This window comes from Turicibacter sp. HGF1 (genome assembly GCF_000191865.1).
Taxonomy (GTDB): domain Bacteria; phylum Bacillota_I; class Bacilli_A; order MOL361; family Turicibacteraceae; genus Turicibacter; species Turicibacter sanguinis.
Genome location: NZ_AEXQ01000024.1, coordinates 20,069 through 42,553, shown reverse-complemented (window position 1 = coordinate 42,553; position 22,485 = coordinate 20,069). Strand labels below are relative to the sequence as shown.

The window sequence follows — 22,485 nt, the reverse complement described above, 5'->3', positions numbered from 1 at the left end:
GCATTGTTTAAAGCTTAAATAACAATACACTTTGTCATTTGTTGAGAAAAGTGATAATTAATAAATTTTTTTGAACGTAAATCCATTACTGATGCTAAATAGCACCAACCTTCTTCTTGAACGTGAATATAAGTAATATCTGATATCGATTTTTGGTTAATTGAGATCGTTGAAAAGTCCTGTGTTATAGAATGTCATCATGTTCTAAAACAAGTTCATTAGATTGTTTATAAGGGTATCCTTCTTTTGAATAAATAGAGGCTAATCCAGCTGACTTCATTAATCGTTGGATACGTTTCTAGCTGACATACCATCCTTCTTTAAGCAATTGACGATGTACCTTAATTTCACTGTATCAACGCTTGCTTTCAAAAAATTTTCTTAATATGCTCAAATAGTTATTGATTTTCACGTCTTTATTTAGGCTCACTTTGATGCTTAGATTGATAAAAAGTATTTCTTGGAACATACCTTACAAAGTTGCTTCACATCATGTTCTGAACAATGTTGATCAATAAACTGGTATAATTTAGACTGGTTTACTTTCTTTCTTACGAATATAGTCATAGCCTTTTTTGAATTTCACTCTCCTCCTGTAAACGTAACATTTCTTTATATGTTTAAATTTTTCTAATGTCAATTCAGTATCATCGATTGAGGCAATCAGAGAAAGTTGTTTAATCCACTTATGAATAGTTACTTCAGATATACCACATTCACGACTAAAAATTTTGACAGCATGTCCAGTTTTATAGAGTTCAACAACCATTGATTTAAATTCAGAATTATATTTTTTCATACAGATAAATCCTTTTATTAAGTCTATTGTAACGACTTAAATTAAGTGTATCTATAAAACTATACTAGCACCATACCAATTGTTATAATACAAAATAAATACGGAATTTATTATGGATAGACTTCATGACGTATAAATTCGCTTTTTAGTAACTTTCTACTTGATAGGTACTACTTCAATTTATAGGATGTCTTTTTTTAGTTCAATGAAGAATTAAATAATTTTTTAAAAGGATAACAATTGGTATTATGATAAAATAGATAATAGTATTTTGTTGATTAAATTAGGGGGCTTAAAGATGATAAGTTTTATTATTTTACAATATAATCTATATGAAAAAACAATTGAAAGTATCAAAAGTATTGAGAAATTTAGTGAGATAGATTATAAGATCGTAGTTGTAGATAATCACTCTAGTAATGATGCTTATAAAATAATTTGTGATAAATATAGAATGAATGATAATGTGTACGTGATTCAAACAATAAGAAATTTAGGATTTGCAAAAGGAAATAATTTTGGTATTAATTTTGCAAAAGAAAAGTTTAAAACTAGATATTATTTTGTTATTAATAATGATATATATCTAAATAATAATCTAACGTTTAATACTATAGAAAAATGGGATTATTTAAATTTTGATGTAATGGGACCAGATATCTGGAGGCTAGATACTCAAGAACATCAAAACCCATTACCCAAAGTAAATTATAATTTAGCATGGTTATATACATATTATGTTATTTATAAAATCTATGAGATACTTAATATTCTTTACTTAGATAGCATTTTACATAAATTAGCTATTTGGGCACTTAACACTATAAATAGGAAAAAAAATTCTCAAGTCATAATAAATGAGATTCAAGAAGTTTCTAAATTACATGGGAGTGCTTTAGTATTCTCTGATAGATTTATAGAGAAATTTAGATCACCATTTAATGAATTAACGTTTATGTATTTAGAAGAAGATTTTTTAGCATTAAGATGCTTACGTTCAAAAGCAAAGGTAATTTATTTTCCTGAAACCCAAGTATTACATGACCATGGAAGCACAGTAACCAAGATTACTCAAAACAATCACATAAAGCGAAAATATATATTTAAAAATAATAGTGATTCATTTAAAAATCTAATTAAATATTATAAAAGTAAAGAAATTTAAAAAAGAATAGCGTGGTAAAAGTATATGATTAAGGTTAGTGTAATTGTCCCAGTTTATAATGGAGAAGAGTATATAAGAAAGTGTTTAAATTCATTAGTTAATCAAACATTAGATAGTTTAGAAATAATTGTAATTGATGATGGGTCGAAAGATAATACTAAAACGATTTTGGATGAATTTATATATCAATATCCAGAAATAATAAAAGTATATAGTGTCAGTAATGGAGGCCAGGGAAGGGCCCGTAATTATGGCGTACAATTTGCAACTGGAAAATATATTGGATTCGTAGACAGTGATGATTATGTCTCACCAACAATGTATGAGACGTTATATCAAAAGGCTATTAGCGGTGATTATGATTTGGTCATATCCTCATATTATAGAGTGGATGAACAGGAAAGAATTTTATTTAGTGAGATGAAGGAAAGTAAACCAAACAAATTGGATATTAATACAAGTCCTTGGAATAAACTTTATAAAAAATCTATTTGGAATGAATATAATATAAAATTTTCAGAAGGGTTATGGTACGAAGATTTAGAGGCGGTTATTCCATTTTTATTTATATCTAATAAAATAGGATGGATAACTGAAGAATTATATTATTATGTTCAAAGACCCAATTCTTCTATTAATTTATATGATAATCGTGTGGAAGATATATTCTCGGTATTTAACCATATCTATGATTTTTGTAATCAAAATAACTTATTTAAAAATAATTATATGGAGATAGAGTATTATTTTATTATGCATTTAGTATTTGGTCATTTATCAAGATGCAGCAGTGAAAAAAATATTTTTAGAAGGCATAAATTAATTTCTCAAACACGACAATACATGAGCTCAAAGTTTAAGGCGTATCAATGTAATAAGTATTTTTCTTTTCAATATGTTATAAAAGATAAAAGCTTATTTACTGCTTTTAAATTTATTGGATTAAAGATGTTTTACTTAAATTTCTTTGATATTATTTTATTGTTATACATAGCTTATCTAAAGCTAAATAAACCACTAAAAAGATGGTAATTAATTAAGATGAAAAAAGAATAAAAGCATATATTACATTATATATGCTATAATTAATGATAATATATGACAAAAAATGAGATAGAGAAGTGATTATAAAGGGAGAAAAATATATGCTAAAAACTTTACTTATAATCCCAGCATTTAATGAAGAAAAAAATATTGAGCGTGTTGTCGAAAATTTAAAAATAAATCTTCCTGAATGTGATTATGTAGTTGTTAATGATTGTTCGAGTGATAAAACGAGAAAAGTATGTTTAAAAAATAACTATAATTTTATAGATTTACCTATTAATTTAGGCTTGGCGAGTGCTGTACAAGTCGGGTATAAATATGCCTACGAGCATGGTTATGATGTTGCCATACAGTATGATGGTGATGGACAACACCGTGCTGAATATATTCCATTATTAGTACAAGAAATAAAAAATGGTGCGGATATTGCCATTGGATCGCGTTTTGTAAATGCAAAAAAACCTTGGAATATGAGAATGGTAGGATCTAGATTAATTACGTTATCAATCGCATTAACAACTGGAGTTTTAGTACAAGACCCGACGAGTGGAATGCGAGCCATTAATCGTAAGTTAATTCAAGAATTTGCATTTAATATGAACTATCCTCCTGAACCAGATACAATAGCTTATCAAATAAGAAAAGGTGCTGTTGTAAAAGAAATTCAAGTTGAAATGGATGAGCGAATTGAAGGGACTAGTTATTTAGGGTTTACGAATAGTATCCGTTATATGATGCGAATGTTAACAAGTATTTTATTAGTTCAGGGATTTAGAAAGTAGGGATTTTTATGGGACGTATTATTTCACCGGAACTTCAAGTATGTTTAGTCTTAGGTTCGCTGGGTACCTACTTATACATTATTTATAAGATAAGAAAATCAAATGTTCGTATTGATGATATGATTGTATGGATTATTGGCAGTATTGTATTGTTATTACTTAGTGTCATCCCATGGATTCCAGCCAAATTAGCAGAAATAATAGGATTTATGTCTGCTGCTAATTTAATTTTTACTTCAATTATCGCTTTTCTACTTTTTATTGTATTTGGCCTATCTGTTAAATTAAGTCAACACCATGAAAAACTTAAAGATTTAACTCATAAGGTTGCAATATTAGAGAAAAATATTAAGGAGAATAAAAATCTCTAATTGGTATATCCAATTAGAGATTTTTTTGTTTTGTATACATTAAATTTTTTCATCGGTGGTATAATAAGGAATATAAAGTCAACATAAGTCTGTTTTAGGAGCGGGATGATGAAAAAAATATTCATTATAGGGTTGATATTCGTTTTTAGTATATTGAAGGATCAGGATGAAATTTTAGCAGAAACTAATTATCAGCCTAACTTAACAGTAGATGAAGTAGTAAAAAGACTTGAAAGTTATACGCCTAGCGGATTAACCAATTATCATCAGGTAATTGATCAGTTATTTTCTCTTGAATCTTTGATGGATTTATTTAGTCCGTATTATTATTACAGTATTAATACAGTCTCTAGTAGTGCAAAAGAAACCACTCGTATGAAAACGGTGAGTACTTATTGTGATCCTTATTTTTATGAGGTTGCAATGTCTAGGTCTGATGGAACATTTGAACATGTTGCTTGTGTTGAAACGTTTGATGAAGCGAAGCAGGTTAAGGAACGTGTGGGAAACTTAGTGTTTGAGGATATTCCGGTTGTTTTAAATGATGGAATGATTGTGATGTCATTTACTCCTGCTATTATTCAGTTTAAAACGACGTCTTGTGGTGCGAATCATAATTTAAAAAGTCGTGCTGGTTCGAATGCTAAGCAAGATACTTATATTAATGCGTGTTATATTGATGATGCTTTTTTGCTTGATGAATCACAGGATGATTTCCAGGTTTATATGTCTGGATATGATGGATGGATTTCAAGACATGTGCTGTATGATGCACCAAGTGGTAGTGAAACGTGGGTAAATATTGTTCCTAGCAATCAGGTTCAAAACGTTTCTTATTATGAAGTGATGGGGGAGGACTTAGTTCATCATATTTCTAAGGATGTGCGTGATGAATTAGCCTCGTCATCAGTCATTATTGGGAAAGCACCTGATTTTATGGTTGAGAATCAGAAGTATTATAGTTATGATGGCAACTATTTTTATGATGATTGGACTAAGATTACAGCTGATAAGCAGTATGCTTTGAATTTGGATGATCCTTATTATAATTATTTTCAGTATCTACCTTATCGTTCAAAAACTAATTATAGCTTTGATGAGTTAAATACCTATTTAAATGAACTTGGTTATACGTTAAAACCGACTAGCTATCCTGCAAATACTAACGAAAGTCAGTTAGTTGGTGAGGGTGAAAGTTTTATTGCAGCCCAAGAAGAGTTTGGAATCAATGGTGGTCTTGAATTTTCAATGGCGCTTCATGAAAGTGGTCAAGGTCGAAGTAAGATTTCAATTGAAAAGAATAATACGTTTGGAATGAATGCAACGGATAACAATCCTTATGGAAATGCAACGATGTTCACGAGTGTACGAAATGGAGTCTATTATCACGCGCAGCGTTATATGTCTTGGGGATACACAGATGCGCTTGATGATTTTAGATATTTTGGTGCCCATGTTGGAAACAAGGCAAGTGGTATGAATGTGAAGTATGCTTCTGATCCGTATTGGGGTGAAAAAATTGCAGGTTGGTATTATCGTATGGATAAAGCGCTAGGTGGCAAAGATTATAATTACTATCAACTTGCTATTAAGCTGGATAATGAAATGATTCCAGTTTTATCGGACGACGATAAGACGGTGTACTTAACAGCCAACGGTAAAAGTAATTTACCGATTTCTAATTATCCTTTCCTAGTGTTAGAGAGAGGTGATGAATTACTGAAAATTCAAAGTGACATGGCGATTGAACCTAGTACGCAGCAAGCTTTGATTAATTCAAACTATGTATTTAAAGATAGCGCAGGATATGTGGATAGTAATGATCTTTTATTAGTGAATGAGACCACTATCAATAATCCCACTCAAATTTTGACTTATTTAAATTTAGGAATCGGTGACTCTCTTCCAATTCGTTCAGCTTTAGAAAGTTTAGGATATCATTTTGAGGCAGTTGAAATTGATTGTTCGATTGATGGGGTGATAGAAATTGGGCCAAGCTCTATCACTGCTTTGAATCCAGGACTTGTACGGGTTAGTATTTTACACGATGGAGAGGTTATTGGAAGTTTTGATATTCGTGTTAGCATTCCCGTAGAATCGCTGGAAATTTTAAATCATAGCAAATCTTTAAAAACTGGAAAAACGATGCAGTTAGAATTTGGAGTAGCGCCAAGCAATGCAAGTAATCAACAAGTGATGTGGATTTCTAGCGATGATCAGGTTGCTACAGTTGATCAAAATGGATTGGTGCAGGGAATATCACCTGGGGATGTGACAATAACGTTGTTAAGTGATGATAGTGGGGTTAAGAGTGAAATCAAGATTCAAATTAAAGAATAATATATTGAAAAGCGACCAATATATAAGTCCAGTTAAAAGTTTTTCACACTTGGAAAACTTTTAACTGGACTATAGTGACACCTAAGGATCAAAAAGACTTCAGTACTGAGACTTATTTATAATAGTGAAATATATTTCTGTTTGTATATAGAATAAAAAATTATAACAAACATTAATCCCTATGGAAGATTTAAGATTTTGGCTCTGTTAGACGAAAATGTTGTTTTTAATACTTCATTCGCTTAAAGCAAAGATCACCTTTAAAAATTCTTAGTTAAAATCATTGCTATTAAGCATTTTTACCCACCAACAAAATTGTCTAACACAGCGAAGATTTTTAAAAAAATGGGGATAAAATAGAGATTAATTGGGAATCATAAAGTGGAAAACTCATTTGAGGGAGCTATGTTTATGGTCGTTATTGTATTTTTGATTTTATCTATTTTAATTTTGTTTTTATTTTTTGTGAATAAAATTCGTGTGACACAAATTAATCCATCTAATTTATTTAATTGGATGAAGTGGTATGCTTTATTTTTAGTTGTTTATTATGTTCTATCTTCTAATCAATATTATATTGATGGGATGAAGCAACCCTTTATGGATATCATTAATCTAAGTGTCTTAATCATTATTTCGTTTGGAATGATACTGTATGTTCAACAATATTGTATTGAAAAAGAACGAGAGCAAAAACTTAAAGAATTGGCAGTAGCTTATGCTTTGATGGAAAATGAACTTCGTCAAAAGGAAGCTGATTCTATTAATAAAAATTAAGAAGATAGTTTAAAACTATCTTTTTTTAGTTATATAATAAGTATTATGACAACTTGGAGGAGAAATCATGACTACAATTAAAATAGATCAACAATTAAAAGAAAAAGTTCCGGGATATTGTTTAGCGGTTATGTCATTTGAAATGACGGTTAAACCAACAGATGACGCATTAAAGAATGAAATGTTAGAGATGGAAAAAGACGTGATGAATCGATTAACTCTTGAAACGTTATTAAAAGAACCACGTATTGCTGCAGCTCGTAGTGGGTATAAGGCATTAGGTAAGGACCCATCACGTTATCGTTTATCAACTGAAGCACTTCTTCGCCGTTTAATTAAAGGAAGTGGTCTATATTTTGTAAATAATGCAGTTGATATCGGAAATGTTTTATCTGTTAAAACTCAAAGAAGTGTCGCAGTTCTTGACCTTGATAAAATTCAAGGAGATGTGCTGATTCGTATAGGAAAAGATGAGGCTTACGAAGGGATTGGCCGTGGCCAAATTAATATCGAAAATATTCCAGTCTATTGTGATGAGATAGGACCTTTTGGGACTCCGACATCTGATACGCCAAGAACTCGTATTACGGAAGAGACGAAAAAGATTTTATTATTTATTACATCGTTTAATGGAACTGATGGATTGGAAGAAGATGCGAAGTTGGCACAGGATTTATTTACTAAGTATGGCGAAATGATGAATTTATCAATGGATTTAGTGGAATAATGATACTATCTAAAGTAGACTTATGATATAATCTAGAAATGGATTTTTATTTTATAAAAAGGAAATTTTTGAATCTTAGCGAGGTGTTTTTATGGAAATGGTCAATGAAAATTCAAACTTCATTAAGACGATTATGAAAGAGGATTTAGAAAGTGGTAAACATAAAGAGATTATTACACGTTTCCCACCAGAACCAAATGGTTACTTACATATCGGACATGCGAAAGCGATTTTAACAAATTATTTATTAGCTAAAGAATTTGGCGGAAAAATGAACCTTCGTTTTGATGATACAAATCCTGTAAAAGAAGATGAAGAATATGTTCAAGGAATTATTAACGATATTAAATGGTTAGGTGTAGAGTATAACCAATTATTATTCGCTTCTGATACTTTTGATAAAATGTATGAACATGCAATCGATTTAATCAAAAAAGGTAAAGCTTACGTTGATGATCAAACTCCTGAACAAATGCGTGAAAATCGTGGAACATTAACTCAACCAGGAGTTGAATCTCCATACCGTAATCGTACAGTAGAAGAGAATCTAGAGTTATTTGAAAATATGAAAAATGGTCTTTATCCAGATGGTTCTCGCGTACTTCGTGCAAAAATTGATATGGCTTCACCTAATATGAACTTACGTGACCCTGCTTTATATCGTATTTTACATACAGAGCATCATAATACAGGTAATAAGTGGTGCATTTACCCAATGTATGACTATGCTCATCCACTTGAAGATGCATTTGAAGGAATTACTCACTCTTTATGTTCATTAGAATATGAGGATCACCGTCCACTTTATGATTGGGTAATTGAAAATTGCGAAACAGAAGCTAAACCTCGCCAAATTGAATTCGCTCGTTTAAACATGAAAAATACAATCATGTCAAAACGTTATTTAAAACAATTAGTTGATGAAGGGATTGTTTGTGGATGGGATGATCCACGTATGCCAACAGTTGCAGGACTTCGTCGTCGTGGATATACAGCAGAAGCTATTACCAACTTCATTCAAGAAGCGGGATTGTCTAAAGCGGTTAGTACAATTGATCCACAAATGTTAGAACACTTCATCCGTGAAGATTTAAAATTAAAAGCGCCTCGTACAATGGCAGTGTTAAAACCTTTAAAAGTTGTAATTACAAACTATCCAGAAGGACAAGTTGAATATTTAGACGCTGAGATTAATCCAGAAGTTCCTGAAATGGGAATGCGTAAAATTCCATTCTCTCGTGAAATTTATATTGAACAAGAAGACTTCATGGAAAATCCAGTTCCTAAATACTTCCGTTTATTCCCTGGAAATGAGGTTCGTTTAAAACACGCTTACTTCATCAAGTGTACAGATGTGATTAAAGACGAAGAAGGTAATATCACTGAAATTCATGCGACATATGATCCAGAAACAAAATCAGGATCAGGATTCACAGGACGTAAAGTAAAAGGAACAATTCACTGGGTAGATGCAACACACAACATCCCAGCAGACTTCCATTTATACGAACCATTATTAATCGAAAATGAAGAAACAGAAGGATTACCATTCTTAGAGCGCATCAATAAAAACTCTGAAGAAATCGTACAAGGATTCGTAGAAGAAAACATGAAAGATGTAAAAGGACACGACAAATTCCAATTCTTCCGCCATGGATACTTCAACGTGGATCCAATCCGCACAAAAGACGGAAAACTATCATTCAACCGAATCGTATCATTAAAATCAAGTTTTAAATTATAAAGCTGTGGCAGTGGACTTACCGCCTGTAATTAAGCTTTTTATATAGAAAACACGCTCTACATGAGCGTGTTTTCTTTTAGACGAAGTCTCTATTGTTGGACAGGTATCGAAGCCCACAGCTAAGTTTATATAAGGCCACGTTCATTGAACGTGGTTTTTTTTTTCTAAAGTGCTTAATCACTGATGGGGAGGGCCCATTATGCGAAGTATTAATCTTTATCTTTAATGATGTGTATGAAAAACACAGAGGGTGAATAAAACTGTAGAGGTTCCTTAATCATTGTCGAAGATAATCTACTACTTAATGGTCAGGGGAATTAGCATTTGGTAGAGGTCTAAAATCTTAGAATTCGCGTCGTCAATTCTAAGATTTGCATTATTCTAGTTGAGCTTTTTTATTAGGGGGAAGTTTATAGGAAATACGAGTTTTAAAAGTTAAGATCACGTATAAAATAAGTGTTTTTTTTAAAATTTAAATAAGTATAAATTTATCAATGTTTGGATGTGAATCTAATTTATCAAAAGTTGAATAAGGAATCTGAAATAACTGTAAAATAATAAATATGTCTCTTTTCTAAATTTATTCTCAAAAAATGGCTGAACTTGAACATTTGTTTGTTTAATTTGATAGCTAAAATTGTTATAATAAAACAGAATGTCTTTAAATATGAAATAATTGAAATTTTTATATATAAGACTAAATAATTTTTATAAGGTTAAAAAATTTTTACTTCTGCTTACTAACGGAGGATCATTCTTTGATGTAGGGAATTTATTCCTAGCAGTTGGGGAATGTGTTATCACACACTTAAATCCCTTAGACTATAGGACGTCTTACTATGAAAGCTAAGACTGAGTATAAAAATGTTAAAAAATTATATGTTTGAATATAGAGGTGAAATGATGAATCATTTATTACAGAATATGAATCCACAGCAAAAACAGGCAATTGAGACAACTGAAGGTCCATTACTTGTTATGGCAGGAGCTGGTTCAGGAAAGACACGTGTTTTAACGCATCGTATTGCTTATTTAATGTCTGAAAAATTAGTAGCTCCTTATAATATTTTAGCAATTACGTTTACGAATAAAGCTGCACGTGAAATGAAAGAGCGTGTGGAAAAACTAATTGGTGATCGTGGAAAAGATGTTTGGATTTCAACATTCCACTCGATGTGTGTACGTATTTTACGTCGCGATATCGATTTAATTGGATATGATTTAAACTTTGGAATTTTAGATGATACAGATCAATTAAGTGTCATTAAAACAGTTATGGAAGAATTAAACTTAGATCCAAAACGTCAGTCGCCTAAATACTTTTTAAATCAAATTAGTAATGCGAAGAATGAACTAAAAACCCCTCGTGATTTGCGTAAGGAATTTGAAAATGAAGATGTTATTCGTGTTTATGAAAAATATCAACAAGTATTATTTAAAAATAACCGTGTTGACTTTGATGATTTATTAATGTTAACTGTTCATTTATTTGAAAAAGAGCCTGAAGTTTTAGCATTCTATCAAAACAAATTCCAATATATCCATATCGATGAGTATCAAGATACAAATAATGCTCAATATACCATCGTTAAGATGTTAGCTAAAAAGTTTAGAAATATTTGCGTTGTAGGAGACTCTGATCAGTCAATTTATAGTTGGCGTGGAGCGAATATTGAAAATATTTTATCATTTGAACATGATTATCCTGATGCAACAGTTGTTCTACTTGAGCAAAACTATCGTTCAAAACAAATGATTTTAAACGCAGCTAATGATGTTATTAAAAATAATAGTGGACGTCGTGATAAAAAATTATGGTCTGATCGTGGTGTTGGTGATGTTATTGAATATTACCGTGCAACAGATGGTGATGTAGAAGCAACTTATATAGCAGACAAAATCTCTTATATGCACCGAGATGCACATGAATACCATGAGTTTGCTGTATTATATCGAACAAACTCTCAATCACGTGCGATTGAACAGGCGCTACTTCGTCAAAATATTCCTTATCGTTTAGTTGGTGGACAAAGTTTCTTCAAACGTAAAGAGATTAAAGATTTAATGGCCTATCTGCGATTAATTTTAAATCCTGATGATGATTTATCATTTGCACGCGTCGTTAATGAACCAAAGCGTGGAATTGGGGCAACGTCTGTGGATAAACTTAAAGTTTTTGCAGCTGAGTCTGAACTATCATGTATGGCAAGTATCCAAGATGCAACAGGTGTTATTCCTAAAGCAACATTAAATAAAATGATGGATTTTAAAACAATGATTTATATGATGCGTATGGAAATGGACACGTATTCAATGGTTGAATTAATTGATATGGTTCTTGAGCGTACAGGTTATTTACAAATGTTAAAAGATGAAAAAACAATTGAAGCAGATAGCCGTATTGATAACTTAGAAGAGTTTAAATCGATGGCAGGTCACTTTGAGGAGCAAGAATTAGATTTAATTTTAGCTGAAGAAGAAAGTGAAGAACGTGCTGAAGATTTACCAACATCAGTTAAATTAACGATTTTATTAAATGATTTAATGTTACAAACGGATGTTGAAACGGAAGAAGAATCAAATGAATCAAAAGTAACACTTATGACCATTCATGCTGCAAAGGGTCTTGAGTTCCCTGTTGTTTTCCTTTGCGGATTTGAAGATGGCGTCTTCCCACTACGTTCTGCGATTGAAGAAGGGGCCGATGAATTAGAGGAGGAGCGTCGATTAGCTTATGTGGCGATTACGCGTGCGGAAGATATTTTAATTATTACAAACGCACAAAGTCGCTATCAGTATGGAAATCGTACAGCGAATCCAGAGTCAATGTTTATTCGTGAAATTAGTGAAGAGTATTTAAATAAAACAGGCGTTCAATCACGCCCACGTCCTTCATTTAGTTTAAGTGAAGTATTAGAGCCTAAAAAAGAAGAGCCGAAGCGTAACATTAAAACTATTAGCTTAAACAATAATGCCTCTTGGAATAGTGGCGATAAAGTGGAACATGAATCATTCGGTGAAGGCGTTGTCGTAGGAGTTAAAGGAGAAGTCGTTTCAATTGCTTTTAGTGCTCCGCACGGCATTAAAAAGTTGATGGGATCACATCCTGCTTTGAAAAAACGTTCTTAATGAGTCATGATTAAACATATAAAGAAGAGTAAATATGAGTAACGGAGGATTAGTCATGGAAAAACTTCGAATTGAAGAGTTAACAAAACTTTTAACACAGTATAACCATGAATATTATGTATTAGATAAACCGAGTGTTAGCGATCGTGAATACGATCGTTTAATGCAGGAATTAATGGAACTTGAAGAAAAGCATCCTGAACTTAAGTCTAATACCTCTCCAACGGTTCGTGTTGGAGGAAAGGTTCTAGAAGGATTTAATAAAATTGAACATGAAAAACCGATGTTATCTCTTTCAAATGCTTTTAATGAGGGTGACTTACGTGATTTTGATACACGAGTTAAAAAAGTATCGCCAAAAGCAACATATGTTTGTGAATTGAAAATCGATGGATTAGCCGTGACGCTACATTATAATAATGGAGCCTTTGTTAAAGGGGCAACACGTGGGGATGGGGTCATTGGAGAGGATATTTCGGAAAACTTAAAAACAATCAAAACAATTCCTCTTCATATCAATAATAATCAACCGCTTGAAGTACGTGGTGAAGTTTATATGTCAAAAGCGACGCTTGAGAAGTTAAATGAAGAACGTGCTGCTAAAGGAGAAGAGTTATTTGCAAATCCTCGTAATGCAGCCGCAGGTTCGCTTCGTCAATTAGATTCACGTATTGCGGCAAAACGAAACTTAGCAATGTTTTGTTACGCGGTTCCGAGTGCGGCTGATTTAGGTTGTACAACACATGAGGAGAGCTTACAAAAAATTTCTGAACTTGGTTTTAATGTAAATCCAAATCGTCAAGTCTGCGAAAATATTGATGAAGTCTTAGAGTACATTAACCGTTGGACAAATGCGCGTTTTGATTTACCATATGAAATTGATGGAATTGTAATTAAAGTGAATCAATTACAGGAACAAGATAAGTTAGGAAACACAGTGAAGAGTCCACGTTGGGCGATTGCCTATAAGTTCCCAGCTGAAGAAGTTGAAACCATTTTAACGGATATTATATTTACGGTTGGTCGTACAGGAATGGTAACGCCTAATGCTGTGTTAGAACCGGTTCGTGTAGCGGGAACTCGAGTTTCTCGTGCAACGTTACATAATGAAGATTATGTGACATCACGAGATATACGTATTAATGACCGTGTCATTATTCGAAAAGCAGGAGAAATTATTCCTGAGGTTGTAAAGCCAGTCATTGATGCGCGTAATGGCGATGAAATACCATTTGAAATGATTTCAACTTGTCCACGTTGTTCTAGTGAATTAGTTCGAGAAGCAGGTGAAGCGGATTATTATTGTTTAAATATTGATTGTCCTGCGCGAATTGTTGAAAGTTTAAGTCATTTTGTTTCTCGTGATGCGATGAATATTGATGGACTTGGAATCAAAGTAGTCGAGCAGTTATTTGAACATAAATTAATTGAAAATGTTGCAGACATTTATCGCCTAACAAAAGAGCAATTATTGCCTCTTGAACGTATGGGAGATAAAAAAGCAACGAATCTATTAAATGCAATTGAAGCGAGTAAAGAAAATAGTTTAGAGAAATTATTATTTGGACTTGGAATTCGTCATGTTGGAAGTAAGACAGCTAAGGTTTTAGCAACTCAGTTTGAAAATATGGATTCGTTAATGGATGCAAAATTTGATGACTTTAAAGTAGTAGCAGAGGTCGGAGATGTTATTGCAAATAGTATCGTTCATTATTTCTCTCAAACGGCTAATGTTGAATTAATTAATCAGTTAAAAGAACTAGGGTTAAATATGTCATATAAAGGGGCTCGTTTAGCTGATGCTAATACAGAGCACGTATTCTTTGGGAAAACAGTCGTATTAACTGGAACACTTGAAACGTTATCGAGAAAAGAAGCAGGCATTAAATTAGAATCGCTTGGGGCGAAAGTTTCAGGAAGTATTAGTTCTAATACAGACTATTTAATCGCTGGAGCAAAAAGTGGTTCTAAATTAACCAAAGCGCAGCAATTAGGCGTGACAGTATTAGATGAAGCAACGTTTTTATCGATGATGAATGAGTAGGAGGGGCTAAAAATGAAAAAAATTTATTTAAGATTTTTAAGTGTTTTTGTACTTAGTATACTATTAGTTGCCTGTTCAAAACCTCCAGTTCCAGCAGTACAAGAGGAGAATATTTCGCAAGTGGCTCCAACCAAACAAACATTATATAATGATGCGACAGAACAGTACTATCGTACGATTATTCCATATGTTTCAAGTCCAACTCGTGGATTAGTTTACTCTTATTTAGCTAATAAATATGATATTGAAGAGATGGAGCTTTCGTTAATGCGTTATTCTCAGTCTTATTTCAATACGAATGAAGTTTATTTCCAAGAGGGACAGTATTTAACAAAACCTGTTGTGAAACAAATGTTAGCAAAGAAAAAAACGCAAGCAGAGTTAGAGCAAGCGTTAGCTGAAGATGATGAATATGTTGATTTAGGCTTAAATCCTTCAACTGATGAAACAATTGAAATTAATGGTCTGACCATAAATCCTGTTTATTTATCATATTTACTAGAACAAGATTATGTTGTACTCGAGGGTGATCAAACAACGTTAAAAGGTGTTTCAATTGGACTGGCGTTAAATCCTTATCAAACATGGAAAAATGAAGAATTAGGATATACACAAACCGTTGTCCTAGAAGAAGAAGAACTAATTGCAAAAGGAAAAGAGATTGCTCAACATGCCATTGATATTTTGAGAACTCAAGAAGGTTTTGAAAATGTTGATATCATGGTCGGATTGTATGTTCTACAAGAACAAAGTGCAGTCGTTCCAGGGCGTATGGTAGCTAAAACATTAGTTTCATCAGGCTCAAGTAAAATTAAAAACTGGGATAGTGTTAATGAACAATACTATTTATTACCAGATAGTAAAATTCAAGAAATTGATTATGAGTTATCTGAACAGTTTGTCAAGTTCAAAGATACAATCAAAGAATATTATCCTCACTATTATGGAGTAATCGGAGTCGCTCATTATGTTGATAATAAGCTAGATAATTTAGAGATTACTGTCAATATTGATTTTTATGGATTAGCTGAAAAGCTATCATTCCATCAGTTGTTAGCACAGTTAATGAATGAGACATTCTCTAATTATTATGATATTACAGTCGTAGTGCGTTCAACTGAAGAAATTTTCGGAATTTTAACCCGTAATGCTAATGAAAAAGATATAGACGTAAATTTAATTAATTGGGAGTAAGAAGATCTAACAGAAGAATGTATACTAATTCATAAAATGAGAAGTTTATTTTTATTTCTATTAGAGAGATTGAGTAAATGAAATAGAGGGATGAAATGAAACGATTAATTTGGCGCTTGACTATGACTTTTTGGGCTTTGTTCGTCGTCGTAGTTTGTGCTTTTTGTGTCAATTTTTATTTAAATTATGAAAAAAGTTATTCACAGAAATTATTAGAAATCGATCGTAACTTAAATACTATTGGTGAGGAAATTAATGATACCTTAACCAAATATACGAATTTAACATTGTCAGTTGGAAGTGTAATTGAGGGGTTTTATGAGAGTTCGTATCAGGTATACCAAACCTTGCCAGATTATCAGATTAATATGATCTTGCAAGAAATAGAAGAATCTAATACAAAAATTTTAACAGACGATAACGTGTTAAGATTAGCTTATCTCCAAACCTTTAAACAGTTAGATATTATTTTGTCAGATTTACAGGAAATGTATATGGAACAATATAATCTTTGCGATTTTGAATTAGTACCTTATTCTAATTCAAATCAATTAGAAGATGAGTTAAAGACGATTGATTATATAGATAAAATAGAGTTGACAAATGGTGTGACTATATTAGAGATTGACAAGGATAATCAACGTCTTGGAAGGACTTATAAAGAAATCCACTACAAGGGAAATCCTATTGGATATATCATGTTAGAGTATTTGGCTCATTATGTAGATATTCCGCTAATTTCGACAATGGATAATATTATTTATTACATCGGAAATAATGTTTATATTCAAAGTGATAGTGCTGATTTAGAGATGGTTGAAGAGTTATCTACCGATAATATCGAGCTAGTTATCAGAGAGTTAACAAATAAGGGGTATTATGTGAGTCGCTTTAGTCCAGCAGATGAAATTGTTAAAATGGTTCATTTTTATTCAACAGCTGAACTACAGGAAATGGTATTAAGGCAAACGATTAGTTTATTTGAGTTTAGTACTATTTTATTGATTATTTTATTCTTATTTGTATCCTATTTACTTTTTATCGTGATCATTAGACCTTGTTATTTATTAGTTGACTATGTAAGACGATGTGGAGAAGGAGATTATACAATTCCACCTGGTATTAACTCGAGTTGGCGTTTTTCATTTGTAAGAATTAGAAATGCTTATTTAGAGAATGAACGTTTACTAGCCGTAAAAGATAATCAAAGTCAGGAACTTGAGTATGCTTGGAAAAAAGCATTAGTTGCTAATCAGGCTAAGACACATTTCTTAGCAAAAGTATCACATGAATTGAAAACACCATTAAATGCGATAAAAGGATATATTCAGTTATTAAAATTAAGTATTGATAATCCAAAACAGTTAAGACAAATTGAAATAATTGATCATTCAAGTGATTTATTATTAAAACAAGTCGATGAATTATTAGACTTCTCTGTAATAGAGGATGGAAAAGTGAAATTAGAAATTGATACGATCGACTTATTCCAAACAGCGCATGTCATTGAAGAATTATTTATTATTAATACGAGTAAGAAAAGTCTTGATTATGTCGTAAATATCGATGAACAAATTCCTTCTGTTTTATATGGTGATGAAGCAAGGATTAAACAAATTATTATTAATTTAATGTCAAATGCTTTAAAATTCACAGAGCATGGCAAAATAGAAGTTAGTTTTGATTTAGATTATCAAACAGAAACTGAAGTTTACTTGAGTATACGAGTAAAAGATACCGGTAAAGGAATTGCTGAAAATAAGTTAAATTCTATTTTTGATTCCTTTACACAAGAAAATAACTCTATTTCTAGACAGTTTGGTGGTACAGGGCTTGGATTAAGTATTTCAAAACGATTAGCTGAAGTAATGGGAGGGAATCTGATTGTAGAGAGTCAAGTGAATGTTGGTTCAACATTTACACTGTTTTTACCTTTATCAAAAATTCCAATCATTATCGAAGATTAAATGCTGAATATGGTTTTAAAAATTATGAAAAACATTTTTGTTTAGATATAGAAAGAATGAGGTGAATCTCATCATGAATGATAAAATTATCGTAAAAGGTGCTAGAGAACAAAACTTGAAAAATATAGATGTTGAAATTCCGCGTAATCAGTTAGTTGTTTTAACTGGTTTATCAGGTTCTGGTAAATCATCACTTGCCTTTGAAACGATTTACGCAGAAGGTCAACGCCGATATGTGGAAAGTTTATCGGCTTATGCCCGTCAGTTTTTAGGCAATATGGAAAAGCCAGATGTAGACTCTATTGAGGGATTATCTCCAGCTATTTCGATTGATCAAAAAACAACAAATCGTAATCCTCGTTCAACAGTAGGAACAGTTACAGAAATTTATGATTATTTACGCCTACTATTTGCTCGTATTGGAAAACCTGTGTGTCCCGTTCATGGTGTAGAGATTAAAGCTCAATCAGTTGAACAAATGGTTGATCGTCTATATGAATACCCAGAACGTACAAGAATGCAAATTTTAGCTCCCATGATTGTAGGTAAAAAAGGAACACATGTTAAAGTGTTTGAACAGTTAAAAAAAGATGGTTATGTTCGCGTCCGTGTTGATGGTGAAATGAGAGATTTAGATGATGAAATCGAGTTAAATAAAAATAAAAAGCATACAATTGAAGTCGTTGTTGATCGTATTGCAATAAAACCAGATTCAAGTGCTCGTTTGGCAGATTCATTAGAGACTGCTTTAAAACTTGGAGCAGGGAAAGTATTAATCGATGTGATAGGAGAAGAAGAATTAGTATTTAGTGAACACTTCTCTTGTCCTTATTGTGATTTCTCTGTTGGTGAATTAGAACCTCGTATGTTTTCATTTAACTCCCCATTTGGAGCATGTCCAGAATGTAGTGGTCTTGGTGTTCAGAAAAAAATCGATGTGGACTTATTAATTCCAGATCCAAAATTATCAATCGCACAAGGTGCTATTCGAGGATGGGAAAAGGAAGAAAATTATGCCCGTAAAATGCTAGATAACGTTTGTCGCCATTATGGAATTGATTTAGATAAACCATTCGAAGAGTTAACAGATAAAGAAAAACAAATTATTTTATATGGAACGACAGAGCCCATTCATTTTTTATTAGAATCTGAGAGTGGGATAAAGCAAGAAAAATTTGATACTTATGAAGGTGTTGTTAATAATCTAGAACGTCGCTATATGGAAACTAATTCATCATTTATGCGCGAATGGATTGAAGGCTTTATGTCTGAATTAAAATGTAAAAAGTGTCAGGGTAAACGTTTATCGCAGCAAGCTTTATCTGTTTTAATTGATGGAAAAAATATTAATGATTTTACTGATCTTTCAATTCAAGAAGCATTAGATTTTATTGAAAACTTAAATTTAAATGATAAAGATAGATTAATTGCAAATTTAATTTTGAAAGAGATTACAGAACGATTAAGCTTTTTAGTTAATGTTGGATTAGATTATTTAACATTAAGTCGTTCAGCAGGATCATTATCAGGAGGAGAAGCACAACGTATTCGTTTGGCAACGCAAATTGGTTCACGTTTATCAGGTGTTTTATACGTGTTAGATGAACCTTCAATCGGATTACATCAGCGTGATAATGACCGTTTAATTGAAACATTAAAATCGATGCGAGATTTGGGAAATACGTTAATTGTGGTTGAACATGACGAAGATACAATGATGGCATGCGATTATTTAATCGATATTGGTCCTGGTGCAGGGATTCATGGTGGAGAGATTGTAGCCGCAGGTACCCCTGATGAAGTGATGAAGAATGATAAATCTATTACAGGACAATACTTAAGTGGAAAGAAACAGATTTTCCTTCCAAAAGAACGTCGAAAAGGAAATGGGAATTTTATTGAAGTCAAAGGTGCTTCTGAAAATAATTTAAAAAATATTAACCTTTCAATTCCAATGGGTGTTATGAATGTTGTAACTGGAGTATCAGGGTCGGGGAAATCAACGTTAATTAATGATATCTTATATAAATCAATTGCGACAAAATTATATCGTATGAAAGATAAGCCTGGCGCTCATAAAGAGATAAAAGGACTCGAATTTATTGAAAAAATTATTGATATTGATCAATCTCCTATTGGGAGAACGCCACGTTCTAATCCAGCAACGTATACGGGTGTGTTTGATGATATTCGAGATTTATTTGCGGCAACAAATGAAGCAAAAGTTCGAGGTTATCAAAAAGGACGTTTCTCTTTTAATGTGAAAGGTGGCCGTTGTGAAGCCTGTCGTGGCGATGGTTTACTAAAAATTGAGATGCACTTCTTGCCAGATGTTTATGTTCCTTGTGAAGTTTGTCATGGTAAACGATATAATCGTGAAACTTTGAGTGTCACGTATCGAGGGAAAAATATTGCCGATGTTTTAGAGATGACAGTCGAAGATGCGTATCATTTCTTTGAACATCATCCCAAAATTGCTCGTAAATTGAAAACCTTATGCGATGTTGGATTAGGATATTTACAATTAGGACAACCAGCCTCTACTTTATCAGGAGGAGAAGCACAACGTGTTAAATTAGCATCAGAGCTTCATCGTCGTATAACAGATAAAACGGTATATATATTGGATGAACCAACAACCGGATTACATGTAGATGATGTCAGACGATTATTAAAGGTTCTTGAGAGAATGGTTGATGAAGGAGCTACTATTGTTATTATTGAACATAATTTAGATGTGATTAAGATGGCAGATTATATTATTGATTTAGGTCCTGAAGGTGGTAATCGTGGAGGAACGATTGTTGCTAAAGGAACGCCAGAAGAAGTTGCTAATGTAGAGGAGTCTTATACCGGTAAGTATTTGAAAAAAGTTTTAGAGCGAGATCGTCTAAGACAAAATAGATAGAAAATAAAAGAGAGCTTTTTCTTAAGGAAGAGGCTCTCTTTGTTTTTTTAATTCATCTTAAAACGGTCGATAATGCGCATTTCAGACAAAGTGTTCTAGAAAAATCAGGAAAATCATCGAAAAACGAACGAAATGTGTCCGAATCACTATACTTTTATGTTCTTTTTGTATAAAAAATGTATTAAACAAGAATTAGAAGCGGTGATAGTGTTGACCTTTTTTTTGACCTCGTGCTATGATAGGCGAGTCGTAAGCTCACGCTAGAAAGATTACTTGCTTGTTTATCGGACGTAAAGAAGGAGGTGAACTGTTGCTAAAATGAGCTTGGTGAATGATTATTCACTATAGTGTTTTAGGCAACAGGCGCATGAGATGAAACGAGACCTAATTGCATTTATTACAGCTTTATGCGTAATAGTGGTTGGTATCTACGCCGTCATGCAATCCAACTTGAAGGAAGTAAACATCAATGATAATGGAGAGCTAAGTACATTCACAACATATCAGCAAACCGTGGATGAGTTCTTAAAGGAACAAAAAATCAGAGTTGGAAATTTTGATGATATGAACGTGAGTTTTGATGATCGCGTTTATGATGGTATGGAAATTGATATTACAAGAGCACAACCTGTCGTAATTAACGATGGGGGAATTAAAACTCTTGTTATGACAACGGAACCGACTGTCGATGATGTATTAAAAGCTCGTAGTATCGAGCTAAGTACAAATGATGAAATTTCAGTTGCCAGAACTTCTCATGTAGAAGGTGATATGGAAATTGAAATTACCCGTGTTGAAAAAGAGTATGAATCTGTTTATGAAGAAATAAATTTAGATACTGAATATGTTTACACGGATGAACTTCCTAGTAATGAACAGGAAGTTTGGAATGAAGGAAGTCCAAAAGTAGTTGAGCACGTCTACGAAAAAGTTTATAAAAACGGAGATCACGTTGAACAAACTAAAGTAGCGACTAATGTAGTTGATGAAGGTCAACCACGCACAATTGCTGTTGGAACTGGAGCCATTACTTCATTTGTTGCCAATATGACAGCATATGATGTTCAAAGTGCTGGTGGAGGTTCACGAGTAGCATGTAAACCGTATACGGATGTTAGTAATACGATTTACTATAATGATAGTGAATACGGACAACTTCGTATCGTAGCCGCAGGGAAAGATTATCCTTGTGGAACAATTGTTGACATTGATGGAATCGGAAAAGCAATCGTTCTTGACCGAGGAAGTGCTATCACTGGAAATGATTTAGATTTATTGGTCAATACCAACGCATGGGATTTTGGCCGCAAATACAAACAAACTAAAGTCCTCAGATTGGGCTGGTAATCTTTCATTTACGAGGCGTTATAGCCACTTAACAATTTTAATTGCTTGTAGAGGGATGGACAGTTAGTGAAAGTTCTTACGACAATCAATATCAAGGTCATTAGCTGAAGCATTAAAATGGTCATAACGTGACGCGTAAATATT

15 protein-coding genes are annotated in these 22,485 nt (G+C 32.5%); 14 read left to right on the top strand and 1 reads right to left on the bottom strand.

Going from position 1 to position 22,485, the window contains the following annotated elements; all coding sequences use genetic code 11:
• Positions 1-529: 529 nt before the first annotated feature.
• Positions 530-799, bottom strand: a complete 270-nt coding sequence (locus HMPREF9402_RS02635) for a transposase (RefSeq protein WP_009606380.1) — start codon at positions 797-799, stop codon at positions 530-532.
• A 298-nt stretch (positions 800-1,097) separates the two neighbouring features.
• Between HMPREF9402_RS02635 and HMPREF9402_RS02630 the strand changes: the two genes are divergently transcribed.
• From HMPREF9402_RS02630 to HMPREF9402_RS02565, 14 genes are all read left to right on the top strand, one after another.
• A complete protein-coding gene (locus HMPREF9402_RS02630) occupies positions 1,098-1,964 on the top strand; it encodes a glycosyltransferase family 2 protein (protein ID WP_009606378.1) in 867 nt (288 codons plus the stop codon).
• Between the two features lie 24 nt (positions 1,965-1,988).
• Positions 1,989-2,996, top strand: coding sequence for a glycosyltransferase family 2 protein (locus tag HMPREF9402_RS13915; RefSeq protein ID WP_009606375.1), 1,008 nt, complete (start codon positions 1,989-1,991; stop codon positions 2,994-2,996).
• Positions 2,997-3,109: 113 nt separating this feature from the next.
• Entirely contained in the window at positions 3,110-3,793 is a 684-nt protein-coding gene (locus tag HMPREF9402_RS02620; protein ID WP_009606376.1) for a glycosyltransferase family 2 protein, read from the top strand.
• A gap of 8 nt (positions 3,794-3,801) precedes the next feature.
• Positions 3,802-4,164, top strand: a complete 363-nt coding sequence (locus HMPREF9402_RS02615; RefSeq protein ID WP_009606385.1) for a DUF2304 domain-containing protein — start codon at positions 3,802-3,804, stop codon at positions 4,162-4,164.
• Positions 4,165-4,272: 108 nt separating this feature from the next.
• The gene (locus tag HMPREF9402_RS02610) at positions 4,273-6,504 is read left to right on the top strand and encodes an Ig-like domain-containing protein (protein ID WP_229059766.1); all 2,232 of its coding nucleotides are present in this window, start codon (positions 4,273-4,275) and stop codon (positions 6,502-6,504) included.
• Positions 6,505-6,915: 411 nt separating this feature from the next.
• Complete coding sequence (locus HMPREF9402_RS02605) at positions 6,916-7,281, top strand: hypothetical protein (RefSeq protein WP_006785176.1); 366 nt, start codon at positions 6,916-6,918, stop codon at positions 7,279-7,281.
• A gap of 67 nt (positions 7,282-7,348) precedes the next feature.
• Entirely contained in the window at positions 7,349-8,008 is a 660-nt protein-coding gene (locus tag HMPREF9402_RS02600) for a B3/B4 domain-containing protein (protein WP_006785177.1), read from the top strand.
• Between the two features lie 91 nt (positions 8,009-8,099).
• Positions 8,100-9,752 (top strand): glutamine--tRNA ligase/YqeY domain fusion protein, encoded by a 1,653-nt coding sequence (locus HMPREF9402_RS02595; RefSeq protein WP_009606383.1) that lies wholly within the window; start codon positions 8,100-8,102, stop codon positions 9,750-9,752.
• 903 nt (positions 9,753-10,655) lie between these two features.
• The gene (gene pcrA / locus HMPREF9402_RS02590) at positions 10,656-12,881 is read left to right on the top strand and encodes a DNA helicase PcrA (protein WP_009606373.1); all 2,226 of its coding nucleotides are present in this window, start codon (positions 10,656-10,658) and stop codon (positions 12,879-12,881) included.
• A 55-nt stretch (positions 12,882-12,936) separates the two neighbouring features.
• On the top strand, positions 12,937-14,925 hold the full coding sequence (ligA, locus tag HMPREF9402_RS02585) for an NAD-dependent DNA ligase LigA (RefSeq protein ID WP_009606388.1): 1,989 nt from the start codon (positions 12,937-12,939) through the stop codon (positions 14,923-14,925).
• Positions 14,926-14,937: 12 nt separating this feature from the next.
• Positions 14,938-16,119 (top strand): CamS family sex pheromone protein, encoded by a 1,182-nt coding sequence (locus HMPREF9402_RS02580; RefSeq protein ID WP_009606390.1) that lies wholly within the window; start codon positions 14,938-14,940, stop codon positions 16,117-16,119.
• A 95-nt stretch (positions 16,120-16,214) separates the two neighbouring features.
• Complete coding sequence (locus HMPREF9402_RS02575) at positions 16,215-18,086, top strand: sensor histidine kinase (protein ID WP_009606377.1); 1,872 nt, start codon at positions 16,215-16,217, stop codon at positions 18,084-18,086.
• A 73-nt stretch (positions 18,087-18,159) separates the two neighbouring features.
• Positions 18,160-20,994 (top strand): excinuclease ABC subunit UvrA, encoded by a 2,835-nt coding sequence (uvrA, locus tag HMPREF9402_RS02570; RefSeq protein ID WP_009606387.1) that lies wholly within the window; start codon positions 18,160-18,162, stop codon positions 20,992-20,994.
• Positions 20,995-21,366: 372 nt separating this feature from the next.
• The gene (locus HMPREF9402_RS02565; RefSeq protein ID WP_006785184.1) at positions 21,367-22,341 is read left to right on the top strand and encodes a 3D domain-containing protein; all 975 of its coding nucleotides are present in this window, start codon (positions 21,367-21,369) and stop codon (positions 22,339-22,341) included.
• The last annotated feature ends 144 nt before the right edge of the window (positions 22,342-22,485 follow it).

Excerpts from the sequence above, each read along its gene's own strand:
- HMPREF9402_RS02635 (WP_009606380.1), bottom strand. The coding sequence starts at position 799 with ATGAAAAAATATAATTCTGAATTTAAATCAATGGTTGTTGAACTCTAT.
- HMPREF9402_RS02630 (WP_009606378.1), top strand. The coding sequence starts at position 1,098 with ATGATAAGTTTTATTATTTTACAATATAATCTATATGAAAAAACAATT.
- HMPREF9402_RS13915 (WP_009606375.1), top strand. The coding sequence starts at position 1,989 with ATGATTAAGGTTAGTGTAATTGTCCCAGTTTATAATGGAGAAGAGTAT.
- HMPREF9402_RS02620 (WP_009606376.1), top strand. The coding sequence starts at position 3,110 with ATGCTAAAAACTTTACTTATAATCCCAGCATTTAATGAAGAAAAAAAT.
- HMPREF9402_RS02615 (WP_009606385.1), top strand. The coding sequence starts at position 3,802 with ATGGGACGTATTATTTCACCGGAACTTCAAGTATGTTTAGTCTTAGGT.
- HMPREF9402_RS02610 (WP_229059766.1), top strand. The coding sequence starts at position 4,273 with ATGAAAAAAATATTCATTATAGGGTTGATATTCGTTTTTAGTATATTG.
- HMPREF9402_RS02605 (WP_006785176.1), top strand. The coding sequence starts at position 6,916 with ATGGTCGTTATTGTATTTTTGATTTTATCTATTTTAATTTTGTTTTTA.
- HMPREF9402_RS02600 (WP_006785177.1), top strand. The coding sequence starts at position 7,349 with ATGACTACAATTAAAATAGATCAACAATTAAAAGAAAAAGTTCCGGGA.
- HMPREF9402_RS02595 (WP_009606383.1), top strand. The coding sequence starts at position 8,100 with ATGGAAATGGTCAATGAAAATTCAAACTTCATTAAGACGATTATGAAA.
- pcrA (WP_009606373.1), top strand. The coding sequence starts at position 10,656 with ATGAATCATTTATTACAGAATATGAATCCACAGCAAAAACAGGCAATT.
- ligA (WP_009606388.1), top strand. The coding sequence starts at position 12,937 with ATGGAAAAACTTCGAATTGAAGAGTTAACAAAACTTTTAACACAGTAT.
- HMPREF9402_RS02580 (WP_009606390.1), top strand. The coding sequence starts at position 14,938 with ATGAAAAAAATTTATTTAAGATTTTTAAGTGTTTTTGTACTTAGTATA.
- HMPREF9402_RS02575 (WP_009606377.1), top strand. The coding sequence starts at position 16,215 with ATGAAACGATTAATTTGGCGCTTGACTATGACTTTTTGGGCTTTGTTC.
- uvrA (WP_009606387.1), top strand. The coding sequence starts at position 18,160 with ATGAATGATAAAATTATCGTAAAAGGTGCTAGAGAACAAAACTTGAAA.
- HMPREF9402_RS02565 (WP_006785184.1), top strand. The coding sequence starts at position 21,367 with ATGAAACGAGACCTAATTGCATTTATTACAGCTTTATGCGTAATAGTG.